Source organism: Paraliobacillus salinarum (assembly GCF_014083865.1).
GTDB classification, from domain to species: Bacteria; Bacillota; Bacilli; order Bacillales; family Amphibacillaceae; genus Paraliobacillus; species Paraliobacillus salinarum.
Genome location: NZ_JACEFA010000003.1, coordinates 192,678 through 209,771, shown reverse-complemented (window position 1 = coordinate 209,771; position 17,094 = coordinate 192,678). Strand labels below are relative to the sequence as shown.

Annotated in this window: 19 protein-coding genes; 15 read left to right on the top strand and 4 right to left on the bottom strand. The window is 34.8% G+C overall.

The features are described from left to right. From HP569_RS05125 to HP569_RS05085, 9 genes are all read left to right on the top strand, one after another. Window positions 1-3,900 (top strand): phage tail tape measure protein, encoded by a 3,900-nt coding sequence (locus HP569_RS05125; RefSeq protein WP_182200088.1) that lies wholly within the window; start codon window positions 1-3, stop codon window positions 3,898-3,900. Beyond that, on the top strand, window positions 3,890-5,326 hold the full coding sequence (locus HP569_RS05120; RefSeq protein WP_182200087.1) for a distal tail protein Dit: 1,437 nt from the start codon (window positions 3,890-3,892) through the stop codon (window positions 5,324-5,326). The genes HP569_RS05125 and HP569_RS05120 overlap by 11 nt, the downstream gene beginning before the upstream one ends. 14 nt (window positions 5,327-5,340) lie before the next feature. Further along, on the top strand, window positions 5,341-8,454 hold the full coding sequence (locus tag HP569_RS05115; protein WP_182200086.1) for a phage tail spike protein: 3,114 nt from the start codon (window positions 5,341-5,343) through the stop codon (window positions 8,452-8,454). Between the two features lie 11 nt (window positions 8,455-8,465). Continuing rightward, window positions 8,466-8,672: a hypothetical protein gene (locus tag HP569_RS05110; protein WP_182200085.1), complete on the top strand. Its 207-nt coding sequence runs from the start codon at window positions 8,466-8,468 to the stop codon at window positions 8,670-8,672. A gap of 14 nt (window positions 8,673-8,686) precedes the next feature. Next, window positions 8,687-8,851, top strand: coding sequence for a hypothetical protein (locus HP569_RS05105; RefSeq protein ID WP_182200084.1), 165 nt, complete (start codon window positions 8,687-8,689; stop codon window positions 8,849-8,851). 16 nt (window positions 8,852-8,867) lie between these two features. Next, window positions 8,868-9,065 (top strand): hypothetical protein, encoded by a 198-nt coding sequence (locus tag HP569_RS05100; protein WP_182200083.1) that lies wholly within the window; start codon window positions 8,868-8,870, stop codon window positions 9,063-9,065. Between the two features lie 62 nt (window positions 9,066-9,127). After that, complete coding sequence (locus HP569_RS05095) at window positions 9,128-9,526, top strand: hypothetical protein (protein WP_182200082.1); 399 nt, start codon at window positions 9,128-9,130, stop codon at window positions 9,524-9,526. A gap of 35 nt (window positions 9,527-9,561) precedes the next feature. After that, window positions 9,562-9,894, top strand: coding sequence for a hypothetical protein (locus HP569_RS05090; RefSeq protein WP_182200081.1), 333 nt, complete (start codon window positions 9,562-9,564; stop codon window positions 9,892-9,894). A 7-nt stretch (window positions 9,895-9,901) separates the two neighbouring features. Next, complete coding sequence (locus tag HP569_RS05085; RefSeq protein ID WP_182200080.1) at window positions 9,902-10,039, top strand: hypothetical protein; 138 nt, start codon at window positions 9,902-9,904, stop codon at window positions 10,037-10,039. Here HP569_RS05085 and HP569_RS05080 read toward each other — a convergent pair. After that, on the bottom strand, window positions 10,028-10,351 hold the full coding sequence (locus tag HP569_RS05080) for a hypothetical protein (protein ID WP_182200079.1): 324 nt from the start codon (window positions 10,349-10,351) through the stop codon (window positions 10,028-10,030). The genes HP569_RS05085 and HP569_RS05080 overlap by 12 nt on opposite strands. Window positions 10,352-10,422: 71 nt before the next feature. Between HP569_RS05080 and HP569_RS05075 the strand changes: the two genes are divergently transcribed. Both HP569_RS05075 and HP569_RS05070 read left to right on the top strand, forming a co-directional pair. After that, entirely contained in the window at window positions 10,423-10,692 is a 270-nt protein-coding gene (locus HP569_RS05075) for a holin (protein ID WP_182200078.1), read from the top strand. A 36-nt stretch (window positions 10,693-10,728) separates the two neighbouring features. Next, the gene (locus HP569_RS05070; protein WP_182200077.1) at window positions 10,729-11,727 is read left to right on the top strand and encodes a peptidoglycan-binding protein; all 999 of its coding nucleotides are present in this window, start codon (window positions 10,729-10,731) and stop codon (window positions 11,725-11,727) included. Between the two features lie 29 nt (window positions 11,728-11,756). On the opposite strand, the gene HP569_RS05065 is transcribed toward HP569_RS05070, so the two are convergent. Both HP569_RS05065 and HP569_RS05060 read right to left on the bottom strand, forming a co-directional pair. Beyond that, window positions 11,757-12,611: an AbiJ-NTD4 domain-containing protein gene (locus HP569_RS05065; RefSeq protein WP_182200076.1), complete on the bottom strand. Its 855-nt coding sequence runs from the start codon at window positions 12,609-12,611 to the stop codon at window positions 11,757-11,759. 29 nt (window positions 12,612-12,640) lie between these two features. Further along, window positions 12,641-12,835, bottom strand: a complete 195-nt coding sequence (locus HP569_RS05060; protein WP_182200075.1) for a hypothetical protein — start codon at window positions 12,833-12,835, stop codon at window positions 12,641-12,643. A 122-nt stretch (window positions 12,836-12,957) separates the two neighbouring features. Here HP569_RS05060 and HP569_RS05055 point away from each other — a divergent pair, with 122 nt between their 5' ends. The 3 genes from HP569_RS05055 to HP569_RS05045 all read left to right on the top strand — a co-directional run bounded on the left by HP569_RS05055 (window position 12,958) and on the right by HP569_RS05045 (window position 15,419). After that, window positions 12,958-13,797, top strand: coding sequence for a hypothetical protein (locus HP569_RS05055; protein WP_182200074.1), 840 nt, complete (start codon window positions 12,958-12,960; stop codon window positions 13,795-13,797). Between the two features lie 141 nt (window positions 13,798-13,938). Then, window positions 13,939-14,862 carry a hypothetical protein gene (locus tag HP569_RS05050; protein ID WP_182200073.1) on the top strand — a complete coding sequence of 308 codons (924 nt, stop codon included), beginning with the start codon at window positions 13,939-13,941 and terminating at the stop codon, window positions 14,860-14,862. Between the two features lie 275 nt (window positions 14,863-15,137). Then, on the top strand, window positions 15,138-15,419 hold the full coding sequence (locus tag HP569_RS05045) for a competence protein ComK (protein ID WP_182200072.1): 282 nt from the start codon (window positions 15,138-15,140) through the stop codon (window positions 15,417-15,419). Between the two features lie 62 nt (window positions 15,420-15,481). Here HP569_RS05045 and HP569_RS05040 read toward each other — a convergent pair whose 3' ends face one another. Next, the gene (locus HP569_RS05040; RefSeq protein WP_182200071.1) at window positions 15,482-15,865 is read right to left on the bottom strand and encodes a YhjD family protein; all 384 of its coding nucleotides are present in this window, start codon (window positions 15,863-15,865) and stop codon (window positions 15,482-15,484) included. Window positions 15,866-16,358: 493 nt separating this feature from the next. On the opposite strand from HP569_RS05040, the gene HP569_RS05035 reads away from it, so the two are divergent. Beyond that, window positions 16,359-17,021, top strand: coding sequence for a TVP38/TMEM64 family protein (locus HP569_RS05035; RefSeq protein WP_182200070.1), 663 nt, complete (start codon window positions 16,359-16,361; stop codon window positions 17,019-17,021). Window positions 17,022-17,094: the final 73 nt, after the last annotated feature.

The following is a 17,094-nucleotide window of genomic DNA, read 5'->3' as shown; positions in this document are numbered from 1 at the left end:
ATGGCTGAAAGAATTGAAGGTCTATCGATTGAGCTTGACCTGGATGCAATGAAAATCAATTCAGGTCTAAAAGATTTAAAATCCCAATTGACCACTGTAAACAGCGAAATGAAAGCTAACATGTCTGCGTTTGATCGTAGCGATAAATCTATTGCTAAATATGAAACCAGGCTAAAAGGATTGAACAAGAAGTTAGAAGTACAACAGGCCGTTACAGACAGTGCTAGAAAAAGCTATGAGAAGATGGTTAAAGAACATGGTGAAGGTTCCGCGGAAGCACAAAAGGCTGCTAAAGAATATAACAACCAAGTTGCTTCTTTGAATAATTTAAGTCGGTATGTTGAACGTGTAGAAAAGGATCTATCTCAGTTAAGAGAAGAACAACGCATTGCTAATTCCAATTGGACGAAGATGGGTAACAAAATCGACAGTGCAGGAAGCAAAATGAAAACTTTTGGTAACAAAGCAACAGGTGTCGGAAACGCCATGTCTACGACTGTTACACCAGCTGTAATTGGAATGGGAACAGCGATGGGTTTCGTTGCTTCTTCTTATGAAGACTCTGCGGTAAAAATACAAAATTCTTTAGGTCTAACTGCAGAAGAAGCTAAGGAATTAACCGATATATCTCGTAATATTTATAACGATGGCTTTGGTGAAAGTGCTGACCAAATTGACCAGGCTTTATTACAAGTAAAGCAGAACATTAGAGGATTGAACAATGAAGATCTAGATCGTATCACAGAGAAAGCTTTTCTTTTAGCCGAAACGTTTGAATCAGACGTAAACGAGGTTACACGAGCAGGAAACAACGTCATGAAAGGCTTTGGTATTGAAGCGGATGAAGCCTTTGATTTAATGGCTAGGGGCGCACAAAAGGGACTTAATTTTAGCAATGAGATGTTCGATAACTTAAGCGAATATTCGACCTTGTTTGCAAGCATGGGCTTTTCTGCTGAAGAGTATTTCGAACTATTACTGAAAGGTACAGAAGCAGGCGTTTATAACCTTGACTATATCAATGACGTAATGAAAGAATTTCAGGTTCGTGTAAAAGATGGTAGTAAAACGACCTCTGATTCAATGAATAAATTATCAGACTCTACCCAAAAAGTTTGGAAACAATATGAAAACGGCGAGAAAACTGTAAAAGATGTGTCTAATGCAGTTTTAAAAGAATTGAAAGGCATGGATAACCAGGTAGAAGCTAACCAAATTGGAGTGGACCTTTATGGCACAAAATTTGAGGATTTAGAATCTGATGCAGTTTATTCATTAGGTGGTATTGGCGAAGGTATAGAAGATGTCGATGGAACAATGGACGATATGACCAAAAATACCGAGCAATCTATATCAAAGCAATGGAAATCTACTTGGCGTGAAGCTAAAGAAGTATTACTTCCAGTTGGAGAAACACTTCTTGATTTTACAAGAGAAGTATTACCTGATGTCAAAGATGGCATTGAGGATGTAACTGAGTGGTTCGAAGAATTAGACGATGAGGGAAAAAGAAACATTGTAATGCTTGGCGGGATTGCTGCAGCTGCTGGTCCTGTAATATCTGTGTTTGGTGGTTTAAGTTCTGGGATTGGATCTGTAGTTAAGGTAGGCGGTAGTTTATTTAACACGCTAGGAAAAGTCGGAGGAAAAGGGTTAATTGGTCGCATAGGTACAATGGCTTTAGGTGCAGGTCCTGTCGGTTTAGCTGTAGCTGGTGTAGGTGCTTTGGGTCTGAAATTATATGATTTGACCAAGGACAGTAAAGAAGCTGAAGAAGCTACTCTAGACGTTGCAAAGTCATTAAATGATCAAGCAGTGGAATTAGAAAATAGCGCTGAAACATTTGATAAGCTTTCAGAAAAAGCAAAGATAAGTAATGAACAATTAGCTGAACTCAACGACTTAAATATAAGAATTTCAAAGTCTAGCAATCCTGGTGAAATAGAACAATTGCAAAAACAATATGATAATCTTGCAACGAAGTCAGGACTTTCAAAAGATGAGCTTAAGAGATTATTTAAAGCAAACGAAAATATTATTGATCAAACCCCTGATGTAGAAGCAAACATTTCAAAACAGGGGAATGCATTTGCTAAAAACACGGAAGCGGTAAATGAATATATAGCTTCTCTCTATGATGCGACACGCATCGAATTAGAGGGAGAAAGAATAAAAAATCTTGAAAAAGAAAAAGAAACAAGAGAAGAGATTAATAAACTCAACAAAGAGCATGAGCAATATCAGGAGAGAATAACTAAGCTTGTAGAAGCTAAACAAATGTCTGAGGAAGAACGCGGAAAGAGAATTAGAGAAATCGCAGTTGATTTAGAAAAAGAAAATCTCTCGACTGCAGAATTCAATAGATTAAATGATGAGCGTAATGATTTATTGGAAATTCAAAAAGGGAAATATAGTGATATTTTCGAAACGCTGACCGAAAGTGCAAAAGAAACACGTGAGAAGATCGCAAATGAAGAAGAAAGCTTAGAAAAGTTACAAGCCTTTGATGATCAATATCAAAACATTATTTTAAAGCAAGCCGGAATTAATGAAGAAGGTCAGAAAGGTCTTGAACAGTTAGATAAAGCTATAGCAAAGAACGACGAAGAGATAGCAAAACTTGAAGAAAAAAGAGCGAAGAATGGTCAACTTAATCAGGAAGAACAAGAACGATTAAACAAATTGATCGAAACTAACAAGAAGCAACAAGAAGCAAAAATTTATATATCTGAAGAACTTGGACTCTACAACAATATCAATTCTTTGCTTGAGACAAAACTGGCCAAGCTATCACAGGAAGAGCAACAAAAAATAATCAACCTTGCCAAAACAACGGAAATTAAAGTTGAGGAAGGTAATATTGTTGGTCAAATTCAAAAGAAAAATGAACAGTTAGTTATTGAGCGTCAAAACCTTGAAGAGAATAGGAAAAAGCAAGGTGCAAATAAAGTAGAAATCGATAAACAAATAGCAGCTATTGATATGAAACTTGGAAGAAACAATCAAGTTATTGAAGACATCCTTCGCGAAGCGGGTCTTTGGGATCAAGTTAAGAATGAAATTAACTTAGGTAAACAAGCATTAGAAAGTCAAGGAACTCAAATTGATAGCAACAACACTAAAACGCAAATAGGTATAGGCTTAGAACGGGACAGAACAAGAGAAGCAGGTAAAGATGTTAACAAAAATATATTGCTAGGTGATATAGATAGCAGAATTAGTGGTGTTAATTCAGCTTTAGAAAAAAGCGTAGATAAGAATGTTAACGTCAAAACTAGCCCTAGAATAAGTGATTTAGATAGTAAATTATCGGCTCCGTTAAAAAGAACGTTAACAATTAGCCAAAACTTCAAAAGATTTAATAGCATTACAAGTGGCGTTGGTAGTAACGCTGATGGTACCGATTATTTTAATCATCCAAGTGGTTTATCTTGGTTAGGAGAAGAAGGTCCTGAATTAGTTAGACATGGTAACAAATGGTCAATGGCTGACTTCGGATTATATAGTGTTCCAAAAGGCGCTCAAGTTTTTACTAATGACGAGACAAACAGCATAGTAAATGCTCTGTGGAATATACCAAAGCTCGCTACTGGAATTAGTCCAACAGGCGAAGCGGATAGAATAGTGAATACGTTAAGAAATAATCCATTTAACAAATTATTAGCTTTAATAGGAAAGCAAACCACTACACCAAACCATTCTACCAGATCAACATCAGTCGCTGATTATACGAAAGAGTTGTTGAGCGCTACGTTAAAGCAAAACGAAATCTTGATGCAATTGTTGGCTAAAGATAACAGCCCAATCATAGATGCTAGATCACTAGGTAAAGGATTGGAGCCTGTAATAACAGAAACGCAAAATCGGAAGCAGAAGGTGAGGGAGAAATTTGGCGTATGAATCCATAACGTTTAATGGTATAAGAAAAGATTGGCTATATATCGAACGTGGACGAAGCAAACCTCCCTTCGCTGCTAGAAGACGTAATTTAATAACAGTACCAGGTTATCCGGGTGGACACTTACAATCTACAGAGGTGGATCCATTAACAATCAGTCAACCGGTTGGTTTTCGCATTAAAGATGATGCTGACGCATTAGTAAAACAAGACGAATTAGCAGAATGGCTTTTGACTGATGAACCTGTTCCTTTAGAGTTTGATGATGAGCCTGGTCGCATTTATTATGCTGTAGTCCAAAATACTTTAGAAGATTTTGAGAAGATGTCTCTTTTAAGGAGTGGGACCATACAGTTTATTTGTCCTGATCCGTATGCTTATGGCCAAGAAAAAGCACACGGCCTAACTGGTCAAGGAACCGTAATAAATGTAGCCGGCACAGCTGAAGCAAAGCCTGTGTTTGAACTTGAGGTACTAGAGCCAGTTACGTTTGCAATGATCTCAAATGGCGATGAATATAACCTGGTAGGGCGTCCGGCATCAGCATCAGATCAGACATTTGTTAGAGAAGAACTAGTAATGCATGATGATTGCACATCGCTCGCTGGTTGGATTACTGCAGATAAGGTTGACAATGGGAAGATAACAGGAGCAATGAAGTCTGTAAATGGTGCATTTGTCGTAGACTCTGTTGGTACGCCTGTATCACCTGCAGTATGGCAAGGACCATCTATAAAACGAGATATAGGTGCTACTTTAGAAAATTTCAGAATGGCTACTAAGGTTAGTTTAAATAATCTAGTTGGCCAAACAGGAATGATAGAGATTTATCTCTTAGATGCTTTTGGAGAGATTGTTGCGAAGATAGGTATCGAGGACGTGTGGCGAGGTCTGAAAAAGGTACAAGGTAAATTTCAAATGGGCGAGATAGGTAATCGAGAAGCGTATTATCGTGAAGCTGACTATGCACCAGCGTGGAATAACTTTGACGGTATCTTACAAATATTTAGAGATAACGGTAAGTTAAGACCTTATTTTGCTTTGATTGATAACAAAGGTAAGCACGTTTGGGTATCATCTGAATACAGCTACAATGATGTTAACAATAACTATCATACACCTATTACACAAATACAGATCGCGTTTAGAATGTGGCCAGGAACAGAAATGTCTGAAGCAGAGATTAAAGATATAAAATTTTGGAGATATAAAAAAGAGCCAGATAAAGTACCTTATATTGCTCAACCTGGTGATATTATCACGTTTGATCATACAAGTGATAGTGTCTATTTAAATGGCCAAAATTTTATGAAAGAACATGCGATTGGTGGTACCTTCTTCAAATTGAAAAAAGGCGATAATACATTAGCTATGCTTCCAGACGGGGCATTTAACGGCAGTTTAATATATCGCACGCGTTATAAGTAGGAGGTGATGAGTATATGCTGCATATCATAGATGGGCAAGATGGTCGTAAGTTAGATGTGTTACCGTTTGATTATGTAATAGATGATGACCATCATAAGTCACTTGAAAATACGCTTGAAACGTATTATTTTAAAACATTTGCAGATAAACGGTTTAGTCCATACCTTAGTAAACGTAATCGTGTGTTAGTACCAGACGAGGACGGAACATATGTTGAGTTTATTATCTTTGAAACAGATAAGTATCATAACCAAGATGGGCATTTGTCTGAGGTGTATGCGAGTGCTAGTTATATTAATTTGCGTAATGCCGAACCAATTAGGCCACAATCATTTACATCAATGCCTGCTGCACAAATGGTTACCAAAGCAACAAACAAAACAATTTGGAAAATGGGCATTATTGAAGGAAAAGGTACACGCACGATAAGCATTGAAAAGCACACAAATCCTTATGCTTTGCTAAAAAGAATTGCAACAGAATTTGATCTTGAATTACGATTTAGAGCAGAACATAACGAACAAGGAATAACAGATCGCTATGTTGATTTATTGGAACGTGTTGGTGAAGCACGAGGACGTACTGCCCAATTTGGTGTTGATCTACAAGGTATTAGACGTATTGAAAACACTGAAGATGTTGTAACGGCTCTTGTAGGAATTGGTCCTGAACGTGATGATGGAACAAGAATAGAAGTCATCGTTACCGATGATGAAGCATTACAGCGATGGGGCGAAAATGGCGAACACATTTGGGATACGCATGAGGTGCAAACGTCTGATTTAGATATAACTATGGAAGACGTGCGCAGATACACGCGTGCGGCATTAGACAAGCGTATAAAATCATCAGTTAAATATGAAACAACTATTGTTGATTTAGAACATGTGCCAGGATTGGAAAATAAGAAGATCCGTTTTGGTGATACGATTAAAATTAAAGATACAAAATTCAATCCACCGTTATACCTTGAAGCACGCGTATTTGATCAACATCGATCAGCTAAGCTAAAAGGTAACAAAAAAGTAATACTTGGTGACTACGTTGAGTATACGCAAGAAGAAGTAGATGCTATTTGGAATCTGCTAAAAAAACAAATGCGAGAAAAAATTAGTGCTGCAGAAATGCTTGAGTACACATATGACAAGCTGACGATAGATGATAAAGACGAATTTGTGTTCACAGACGGTAAAACATTTGCTCAACTTAAAGCAGACGAAGCACAAGCAGCAGCTGAAGCAGTTGCGATTGCTGAAGCGAACCTGGCTGAAACACAAGCGAAAGCACACGCTGATAATAAAGTATCAGCTGAAGAAGCAAGAGCGATACAAGATGCGAAAGATAAACTTGCTGAAGCCAAAGCGGATGCACTCGCAAAAGCCAATGCTGCAGAAAGTGCAGCTAAGACACATGCTGATACACAAGCTAACATTGCTGAAACAAACTCTAAAGATCATGCTGACATTGTATCTGGTCAAGCCTTAATCGATGCAAAAAATTACGCAGTAGCACAACAAGTCTATGACAATAAAATGACTGAAATAGCAACGGACTTAGCGAATAAAACAGATATTGAATATGTTGATGGTCAGTTGGTTAGCAAAGCCAACAAAAATGATGTATACACTATATCCGAGGTCGATAATCGACTTCTTAATTATGTAGGTGTCATAGAGTATCAAACGGATATAGATGGCATTGTGCAAAATATAAGTTCTAACAGTACATTGATTGGTCAAAATCAAACAGCTATTGCTTTAAAAGCTGATCAAACTGAAGTTAATACATTAAGTGGTACAGTATCAGATAACAGCGCACAATTAAGCGTACAAGCTAATCAGATTAGTAGTAAAGTGGATGCTAGTTATGTTGATGGTGCGATTGCTGGGTTTGTTGGTAGGAATTTACTTATAGGCACTAAGGATTTTGTAGACTCCCTTAATAATAAAGTTACGCATAATGGTGTTGTTTATAGTTTATATGGTTATAATTGGGGCTTTTTATTTAACATGAACTTAAAAAAAGGCGAAACGTACACCGTGAGTGTCCCAGTATTTAATCCTAGCGAGACTGACACATCAAAAGCAAGAATATGGGTAGGTCATTTAGGTAATATGTATACAAATCTACAGCCATTAGAGGCAAGGAAGGTGAAACATACTTTTACTGCTACCCAAGATGAAGATAATGCTATTATTCGATTTTTAACAGCTGACGGCAATGTTCCAACTGTAGGTTGGATTTATCCTAAAACAGAAAAAGGCAACAAAGCCACAGACTGGACACCAGCACCAGAAGACACACAAGCAGATATAGATTTTGTTTACAATTATGCTGAATCCGAAATCACACAATTAGCAGGCAGAGTTGATACTAAAGCAGAATCGACAGTGGTAGATAATTTAGGTGTTAGAGTAACGACAGCTGAGCAGAGTATCAATGCGCTTGATGGTGCGATAAGTCAAAAAGTATCGCAAACAGATTACAATGGCAACACGATCACATCAATGATTAATCAAAGTGCTACAACGATTGATATACAAGCTAATCGTATAAATTTTGATGGCCATGTATTTGGTACAAATGCTACGTTTTCGGGTGAAATTAATGTAGAAGGAAAGGTAATTACTGATCCTAATGTCCAATACACTAACTATATATCTGATCTTACCGTTAACGGAATGGGTTTTAGCGCAAGTTTATATAACGGTGTATATGGTAATGATTTCGGCTTTGCTCCTGGAAGAGTTTATGCAGATAATCAAGGCGGTACTAGTTTTGGTGGGTTTGATATTTATAACGCTGGAAATAAGACAACTATTGCATCGTTGCATGATAAAGACCTTATTTTAGGTATTAAACCTGACGGAAAAAATTCAGTATTTAATGATTTACTAACTCTTAAAGCAAGCACAGGTAACGTAGAAGCTAAAAATAATTTATATATGGGTGGCGCCATCGTTGCTACAAGGTCATGGGCAACTGCAAACTTAGCAAACAAAAATCATAACCATGACAACAGATATTCAAGAGTGGTAGGCTCTACTGATATTTGGTTTGAAAAAACATCAAGTGGCAATCTAAACGTTTATTATAACGGTGCATATGCAGGTACAATTGCAGTATAAGGAGAGATTAAATGACAGTATCAATTTCGGGTACAGATTATCAATACGATCAAAATGAACAGTTAGAAAAGGTGTATGTTAGATTTACTTATCGCACAGCTGGCACACAGTTGCATGGTGATATAGAGTTGTCTGCAACAGAATATAATGCAACAGCTGATATACCAGCACTAGAATCCACAATATTAAATAGATTACAAGCTGAGTTTGCTGTTTAAGGAGAGGTGATAGCGTGCAAGATGCAAACAAGATTATTGATAACTTAAATAGAGAATGGACAAGCGATATGGCTATTATTAAAAAGCGTATCGCTATTTTATTGGAAGAAAACGAAAGACTTAAAACGGAGAATGAACAATTGAAATCAGAAAGGCAGGACGATGAAAATGCAAATTAATATTACAAATGTATCTATGAGTTACAATAACGATGCGATTGATAAGGTTAGAGTTAATTTTCAAGGTTATGACAGCGAACGATCTATTAATGTTAACGGAAATATACCTCTTACTGCAGAACAGTACAAAGGCAATGAGTCACTCACAGCATTAGAGGGCATTGTTAGGCAAGAAGTATCTACAAAGATTTTGGATGATGGTACCGCCGTATAATTGTAATTTATGAAGGAATTTCCTCTTTTTTGTCGAAAATGATTATAGAGGAGGGATTAGTATTGTTAGAAGTTGAATCTGAAATTAATAAATTGGAGATGCAAATTGAAAAGATCTTAAAAAAATCCAAAGATTTCAAATCGGAAAAAATAAAAGGTGAAAATATTTTTAAGTTAGAGCTATTAAAATTAAAAATAATTTCCTCCAGTGAATCGTCTAAGCACAATCATTTTTTTATATTGGTAATGGGTGTGCTTTTTACTCTAGGAGTAACAACAATAACTGGTTCGATTACAAATTATAAGGAATTAAATGTGAATTTTGGAATCATAGTAATAACTTCTTCTTTGTTGTTTTTATTGGATCCATTAATTAAAAAACGAGTAGCAGATTACACTTATGTTATAGGTTTAATGGATATGCTGATCGAAAGAAAAAAAAGTTATGATGCACCTCAATAGGGGGTGCTTTTTATTATGCAGTTAGGGGGTCGAGAATGTCAGTTGAACTAGGTTTATTAATATCAGTAACATCTATGGTCATAGCGTACTTGGGCTATCAGCTTAACAAGCAAAAACAACAAACCAAACATCAAGAGAACATAAAAAATGATGCAACAAGAGAAGCTGTTATAGAGACAAAGCTTGATAACATAAGTAACGGAGTAGACAATATCAGAATTGATATGAGAGCAAATGAACAACGTATTGGAGAATTAAATGAAAGAGTTACTAGAGTAGAAGAATCAAGCAAACAAGCGCATAAGAGAATTGATAATATCAGTCCAGAAAAGGGCGGATTTTTTAATGTGCTTTTTGAGAGGAGGTGAAAATATTTTGGATAAAAAATTAGTTGGACATGTCAAACTAAAAAACGCTGAAGAACTTCAACAATTAATTATAAGAGCTAGCGATCTTAATAATCAACTATTAAAAACTCTTCAGCAAATAAGTGGTTTTAAATTAGAAACCTAACCTTTTAACAGCGTATTCTTGAGTAGCTGAACCAAGCATATCTTGCCAATTTTCGAAGTTTGTAGTTTTAGCAACATGTTCATCAAGTTCTGATTCAGGGATAGCATCAAAGTCTTCTTCGGAAGTAATTTCAAATCCACCAGATTGAAGAAGATCATCAAATGAACTGAATTGTGTATTTTCTTCCATAAAGCTTTTATTGAATAGTTTACCAAAAGGAACTTCTTCTCCTTTTTCCATTTCACTAGCAGCTTTTTGCATCTTTTTCAGTTCTTTATTTAAATCATCAAAACCGTTACTTTTAAATTTCATTTACTTCACCTCCCTTCTTTGTCATTATTCGACAGAAAGGGAGGTATTTCCTTTTAAAGGAGGTGATACACATGGAACAAGTATTAATCTTTGCAACAGTGTTATTGCCAATCGTTACTGCAGTAGTTGAGTTAGTTAAACGTACCGTATCTTTGCCAAAGAACATTATTCCTTTGATTAGCTTAGTGATTGGATTAGTGGTGGGTGCAGCAGGTTATCCGTTTTCTGACCTTGAATTGATTTTAAGATTATGGGCAGGTGGATTCGCAGGCTTAGCAGGAACAGGATTATTTGAGTTAGCAGTAAATAAAAGAGAAGGAAGAACGAAGGATGCTGCATAACGCAGTTTCCTTTTTATTTTGAAAGGAGATGTTATTGTGGGATATGCATTTGAAAGATTACCACAGTTGATTGATAAACGAGAAGGATTAAAAGAAGATGGAGAGTATTCTAAACGTATAAAGTCAATCACTACTCGCGTTTGGCATCATAGTTTAACAAAGAAAAAATTAGGTGGGTCTGATGCTGCAGGTTTTGCTAGGTATCATGTTAGTCTTGGATGGCCAGGGATTGGCTATACTTTTGTGATTGAGCCTAAAAACATAGTAGACACACCAAATGGTAAACGTGCTCGTATTGTCTATTGTCATGATATTGACAAACGCACTTATCACTCTGGTAACAGTAATCAGTTTGCTTTAGGCATTTGTGTAGCTGGTGATTATCGATATGACAAGTTAGATGATGCAACTAAAGCGACAATTGACGAGTTGCAAGAAGCGCTAGTTAAAGATGGTATTGGCAGCAAAGATAAATCGCACAACCAAATGCCTGGTTACAGTTGGAAAGCATGTTGTGTTTATAATTATAAAGAAGCCTTTAAATTTTTAGATGCGAAAAAACCTGATGCTATTCCTGATCAATATAAGATACAAGAGGGTGACACATTCTGGGGAATTGCAAATAATCTTGCTGGTATAAGCGTTAATGATTTAATTGTTGCTAATCCTAATGTAGATCCAAAACGTTTAAAGATTGGCCAAGTTATTAATTTAGGAAAAGCACAAAATTCTTACACGAAGCCAGATGAACCGAAAAAACCACAGTCATCTTATAAGTATCCACTTCCAGGTGGCGTATGGAAGCATTATAAAAAAGGTGGTAAACGTGGCTCGTTTGAAGATGTAGAAGATATTCAACGAGCGCTAAATGCTATTTACTTTAAAGTTGGAAAAGTTGACGGATGGTATGGAAATAAAACAGAAGATGCTGTTACTCGTTTCCAGAAGGTCTATCTTCCGTACGATGTGGACGGTATTTATGGACCACAAACACGGAGAAAAATAAAGGCTGTTCTTAAGTCTAAAGGATATTAAAATAAAAAGGAGCACTTAGTTGTGCTCCTTTAATTAATGGAAATATCCGATTTTCGTGCTTTATCAATTAGATAATTACAAAATGCTGAACACGAAACAAGCATAAATTTCGCATCTTCAAATTCAACATTATTATTATCTTTTAAAGCGTGTCGAATTCCTCCAGAATCACTAGTATAATGATAAATTTTCTTAAACCCTTCTTTTAAGTCTTTATGAAGTTGGATAGTTCCATTTTCCTCTATTTTATTTAGAGCTTTCCCTAAAGTTGTGTTCTGATCACCAACTATTGCTTTAGTTACTGTTTCAACGGCACTAATGGATTCTTTTATAGAATTTCTATAGTCGGGTTGTTGTCTGTCTGATAAAAAAGATAAGGCTTGATTAATATGTTTTTTAACAAGTTGATTTGTACAAGGGTTAGTAATTGCATCTTCTATTTCTTGTATCTCTTCTGGTTGAGTAAGTTGGGTTATACGACCACTTACAAAGCGATATGCAGATACCTCTTTCTCTAGTACATTATTGCAGTAACCTTCAAACTGTCCACTAAGATATTCATCTGGATGATTTTGAGCTATAAATTCTATCAGATCATAAACTTCGTACCATTTAACTGTGTTAAAAAAGTAATCTTTAATTTCAGAAACAAAATATAATGGTCTTGTATCCGTTTCATCAATTGGTTTTTTAAAATAATTGATTTGTATATTTTTCATAAGCGTTCTAAGCGAACTATTATATATATATATTTCATCGTTCTGTTCAAAAAACAAATTATAAAAAACATTCCATAAACCGTTACGTAGATCATCATCTACAGAATCTATTTGTATAGCATTTTTAACAGGTTTTAATCCCACTCTTTCAGAAAATAACATCATTTAACACCTCTCTTAATTTCATAATGCATCTAATCAATATACAAAACTAAACCATCATCACTAACAGCTCCGTTTACACCTGTACCACCATTAAATCGTTTCATAAAATAATTAAGTTCCTGCTCATCTTTAGTTGTTATTCTGTGTTGCTTTTCTTTGTGATGTACGTTGAAAGAAGTTCCGTCATAATCAACTGTATACGTTTTAAAATTCCACGCTTGCATCAGATCAGCTCCTTATGAATTTATTTATCTACAATATTCGATATTAGAAATATATCTCCTTTAAATTTATTTGAAGGATAAAGTTATTTTTTGTCGAAATATTATTTTGAAGGAGGGATAATGTGGATTGGAAAGTTCTTTTACTAATAATAATACCATCTATTTTCGGGATAATTAATTTTAATTCTACATATAGATCTAATACACTTATTCAAATGCATAAGTCTGAACTCAATAAATCTAGAAGCAAATCTTTTAGTATAACCATGATTTCTATATACTTTAGTGCTTTTGTTATTGCCTTTTTACCAATTTTTGTGCTCAGTGATCTTATAAATTCCAGTATAGATGTTTCGAGAATGATTATAACAATATTTTCGGGCACATATAATGAAGGGGTAAAAACAATTATTGACATGTATTTGATGGAAAATATTAATTTTTCTCAAATTGCATTATGGATAATTGTTTTATACATCTCTTCAAGTTTGGCATTTTTTATTATTATGACGAAAAAAATTAATAAGAAATTAAAAGAAAAAACAAATCAGATTTTTAATAAAAAAAACATTTACAATCCTGATCTCAAGAAATATTCAGAATTAGATAAATGGACTTATTTATATATTAATTTATCGGGATTTCTTAATGGGATGTTTTTTTTCACATTATTAAGTGGGCAGAATATTAACGATTTTAAGAATCTATTTTTGTTGTGTATAATACTTTCTCTATATCAATTGGTACAAGCCTCAAATTTATTTGGCCTCATGGCTACCTATGCGTTTACACATAATCTAAAAAAATACAATTTCGTTAAAAACACTAATGAATCACTATGTGGTTATTTAATCGGAGAAGATAGAGATTACTTAATAATTAAACCAGATAATGATACAGTAACTTACTTAAAAAAAGATCTAATTGACATTTATAAAGAGTTTGAGACAAATGTCTCATAATATAACAATTTTGTATTTTATGGAAAGGAAAAAGTGATCACATCTCATGCTTACTTATCGGAGTAAGTTTATTTGGCTTCATTTTACCCGTGATTAATTTTTAAAAAGAATAATATAAAACTATTATAGGAGAATCTTAAAGTGAAAAAGAAATTAAACTATTTAATCTTAATTTTAATGGCCATCTTCTTTATAACTGGTTGTACCAGCGCAGAAGATGCACCTACAGAGGAAGAAACTACTCCACAAGAAGTAAGTGAAGAAGAAACTAACGCTGCGATTGTTGATGACCCAGAGGAGATGGAAGCGAGTGAAGAATTAACTTATACATATAAAGATTTTAAAGGAACATATGTTAATTTTGAAGGAGAGCCGTATGAATCTCCTATAGGAATGTCACACATCATAGTGTTAGGAGACGATTTTTTCCAAAGTTTTAATCGATGGGATTTTGATATGACATCAACTATTTTGGATAAAACTGTAGAAGGAAATGTTTTAACACTTGATTTAGATAGTGACAAAGATGAACAGTGGGGGTTTCATAGCGAAAGTGGAACAGAACAATTCAAGCTACGTTATGAAGATGATAAAAAAATTATGCATTCAATTGCAAATGGACAATCACTTTATTCTATGTCTAGTCAGGATTTACAAACTCACTATAATCAATCAGAAATTGATTATGCACGAATTATTTTGACAATAAATGGTGCGCCGAGTTTAGATCAATGGCTTTTGTGGGAAGATCCTGTTGTTAACATAAACCATAGTTCAGCTGGTGACCCAGTCCTTCAAATTGATGATGATATTGTGTATCCAGAAGAGGTAACGCATTTATCTAGCACTGTTACGGATTCCAATCACATTAGCTACACATCCAATAGAGACGGATATATCACGATTTATCCTAATCCGTCTCATTATCAAGCTGCACAATCAGAAGAAGAGAATCGTCAACTTGCTCAAGAAGTTTTAGATAATGCTTATACAATATATGTAGAGCCATTTGATCCTTACACTGTGGCAGATTTTATTGGACGTGTTGAATTTATAGATGAATAATAATGAAATTGAGTAGGATGTTTAAATCGCCTACTTATATCTCTTTAATTCTTCCCAAACCAAAAGACTTAACTATTTAAAACTTGGCGTATGTGATGTTCGGTGTAAATGAAAAAAGCACCTGCTAATTAAAGTAGGTGCTTTTGCTTGTGATACTGTAAATGATACATTTTTAATCAAAATATCGTTTTATTCATTTCTAAGTAAAATTGCTAAAACGTTGTGTTGTAGGTGTTTTATTATACTTTTAAAACTATATTTTTGTAGTGTTAGGCATGTATTTTTTTCCAACTGTTTCTCCTCAACAACCATTTTGTTCTTGGATATCACACTCCTATGTTCATACAATACGTCGAACACCTAAAAACGAGACAGAGTTTATTTTTAAAAATGGAAAGTCTGTTATTTTAGATGTTTCTTATGGCTCCATGCTTAATCAACTTCAGCGAACTGCTCAATTCCGTTATCTGTTAGAAGAGAGAATGAAATTTAAAAAACGAAACACATCTAATAAAAATAATGAAGGAGAGGATGATGATTTTTTTATCTTTAACTGAAGATAGTATTACCTTTATAACCATATAATAATTTATCCCCTTATTTATAATAAGGGGATAAATTATTTGTAAGGGGATTTGATTGTAGGGAGAGCTTGATGCATTAATTCATAGATAATCGAGGCTACTTTTGTTCGAATAGTGGGGTTAAAGTAATTCCGTTGCTCTTCTCTGCCATTGCAAACATATAAATACGAAGAGAAAGTTTCCGTTTTTTCCAAACGAGTGACATGCAATCGTTGTTTCCTCATATATTTTTTTAATTGTTGTCTTTCAGCAATAGCGCGGTTTTCCATCGTAGTTAATAATGCTGTATAAGGTTCTTTTATTTTAATATCATTCCCTTTCTCAAAAGAGGCTAGGTCGTTTTGGATAACGATAATAGCCATCGAAAGAAAGAGAAAGCGGGATCCAAGTGCATATTCAGAATCTGTTAAGTAACACATTTAATCCCCTCCTCTGTAAAAAAACTAAGCTGTATAATAGAACGTACGTTCTATTATACTGTATTTTATGTTATTTGAAAACGAAATATACTAAAATAGTTATGAAGCGGAAAAAATAACAAAAGTTAAATAGGAAACGATAGGCAAACAGAAAGGTTTACATTAAAATAAAAAGTGTAATACTATTAATAAAAGCGAAAACACCTGTTCAGCAACGTATGGACTGGACGGCACCGTAGGAGATAAAGGAAACACGACGAAGGAAATGAGTCGATGTTGACTTATCGTACAGAGGTGAAGGAAGTACACTAGTTGCTAGGTGTTTGAGCTAGATAATAAAAGCGAAAACACCTGTTCAGCAACGTATGGACTGGACGGCACCGTAGGAGATAAAGGAAACACGACGAAGGAAATGAGTCGATGTTGACTTATTGCACCTAACTTGAACATCGAAAGAGAAAGAAAGCTGCGTAGGCGGAGGAGAAAATGTAATATGTATGTACTAGGTAACAATGCAACCACATTAAATGAAATACAACAATTAATTGAAGCAGATCAATATGACATGGTTTTAAAGCAACTATTAAGAACATACGAAAGTTTTGGCCCGTTACCAGGGTTTTTACTCCCTTTCATTGAAGCATTTCTACCATTTTTACCATTAGTTGTTTTTGTCCTTACTAACTCTGCTGCATATGGATTATGGGAAGGTTTCATCTTATCTTGGGCAGGTGCAAGCACTGGTGCAATGGCTGTGTTTTTATTAATTAGAAAACTTGGTAACAAGCGTCTTTTTATTTGGATACGCCGTAATAAACAGGTGGAACGAGTAACGAATTGGCTTGAGCGTCACGGATTTGGACCACTATTTATATTAATGTGCTTTCCTTTTTCGCCGTCCGCAATCATCAACACTGTTGCGGGTTTATCTAAAATAAATATATATCAGTTTGGACTAGCAGTATTGTTAGGGAAAACAGTGATGATTTTTTCTATTGCATATGTAGGTAGTAGTATCGCTTCTTTTGCTCAAAATCCTGTAAAAACAATTGTAGTTGGAGTGAGTATATCTCTGTTTTGGATATTGGGTAAAATAATTGAGAAATGGCTGCGAAAAAGGGATAAAATCACACAAATAAAAGAAGATAGTGAATAAAAATAGTAGAATAGGATGTTTCTATTCTACTATTTTTTTATATAAAGGAGCAGTGTTCTTATCATGTAATCAT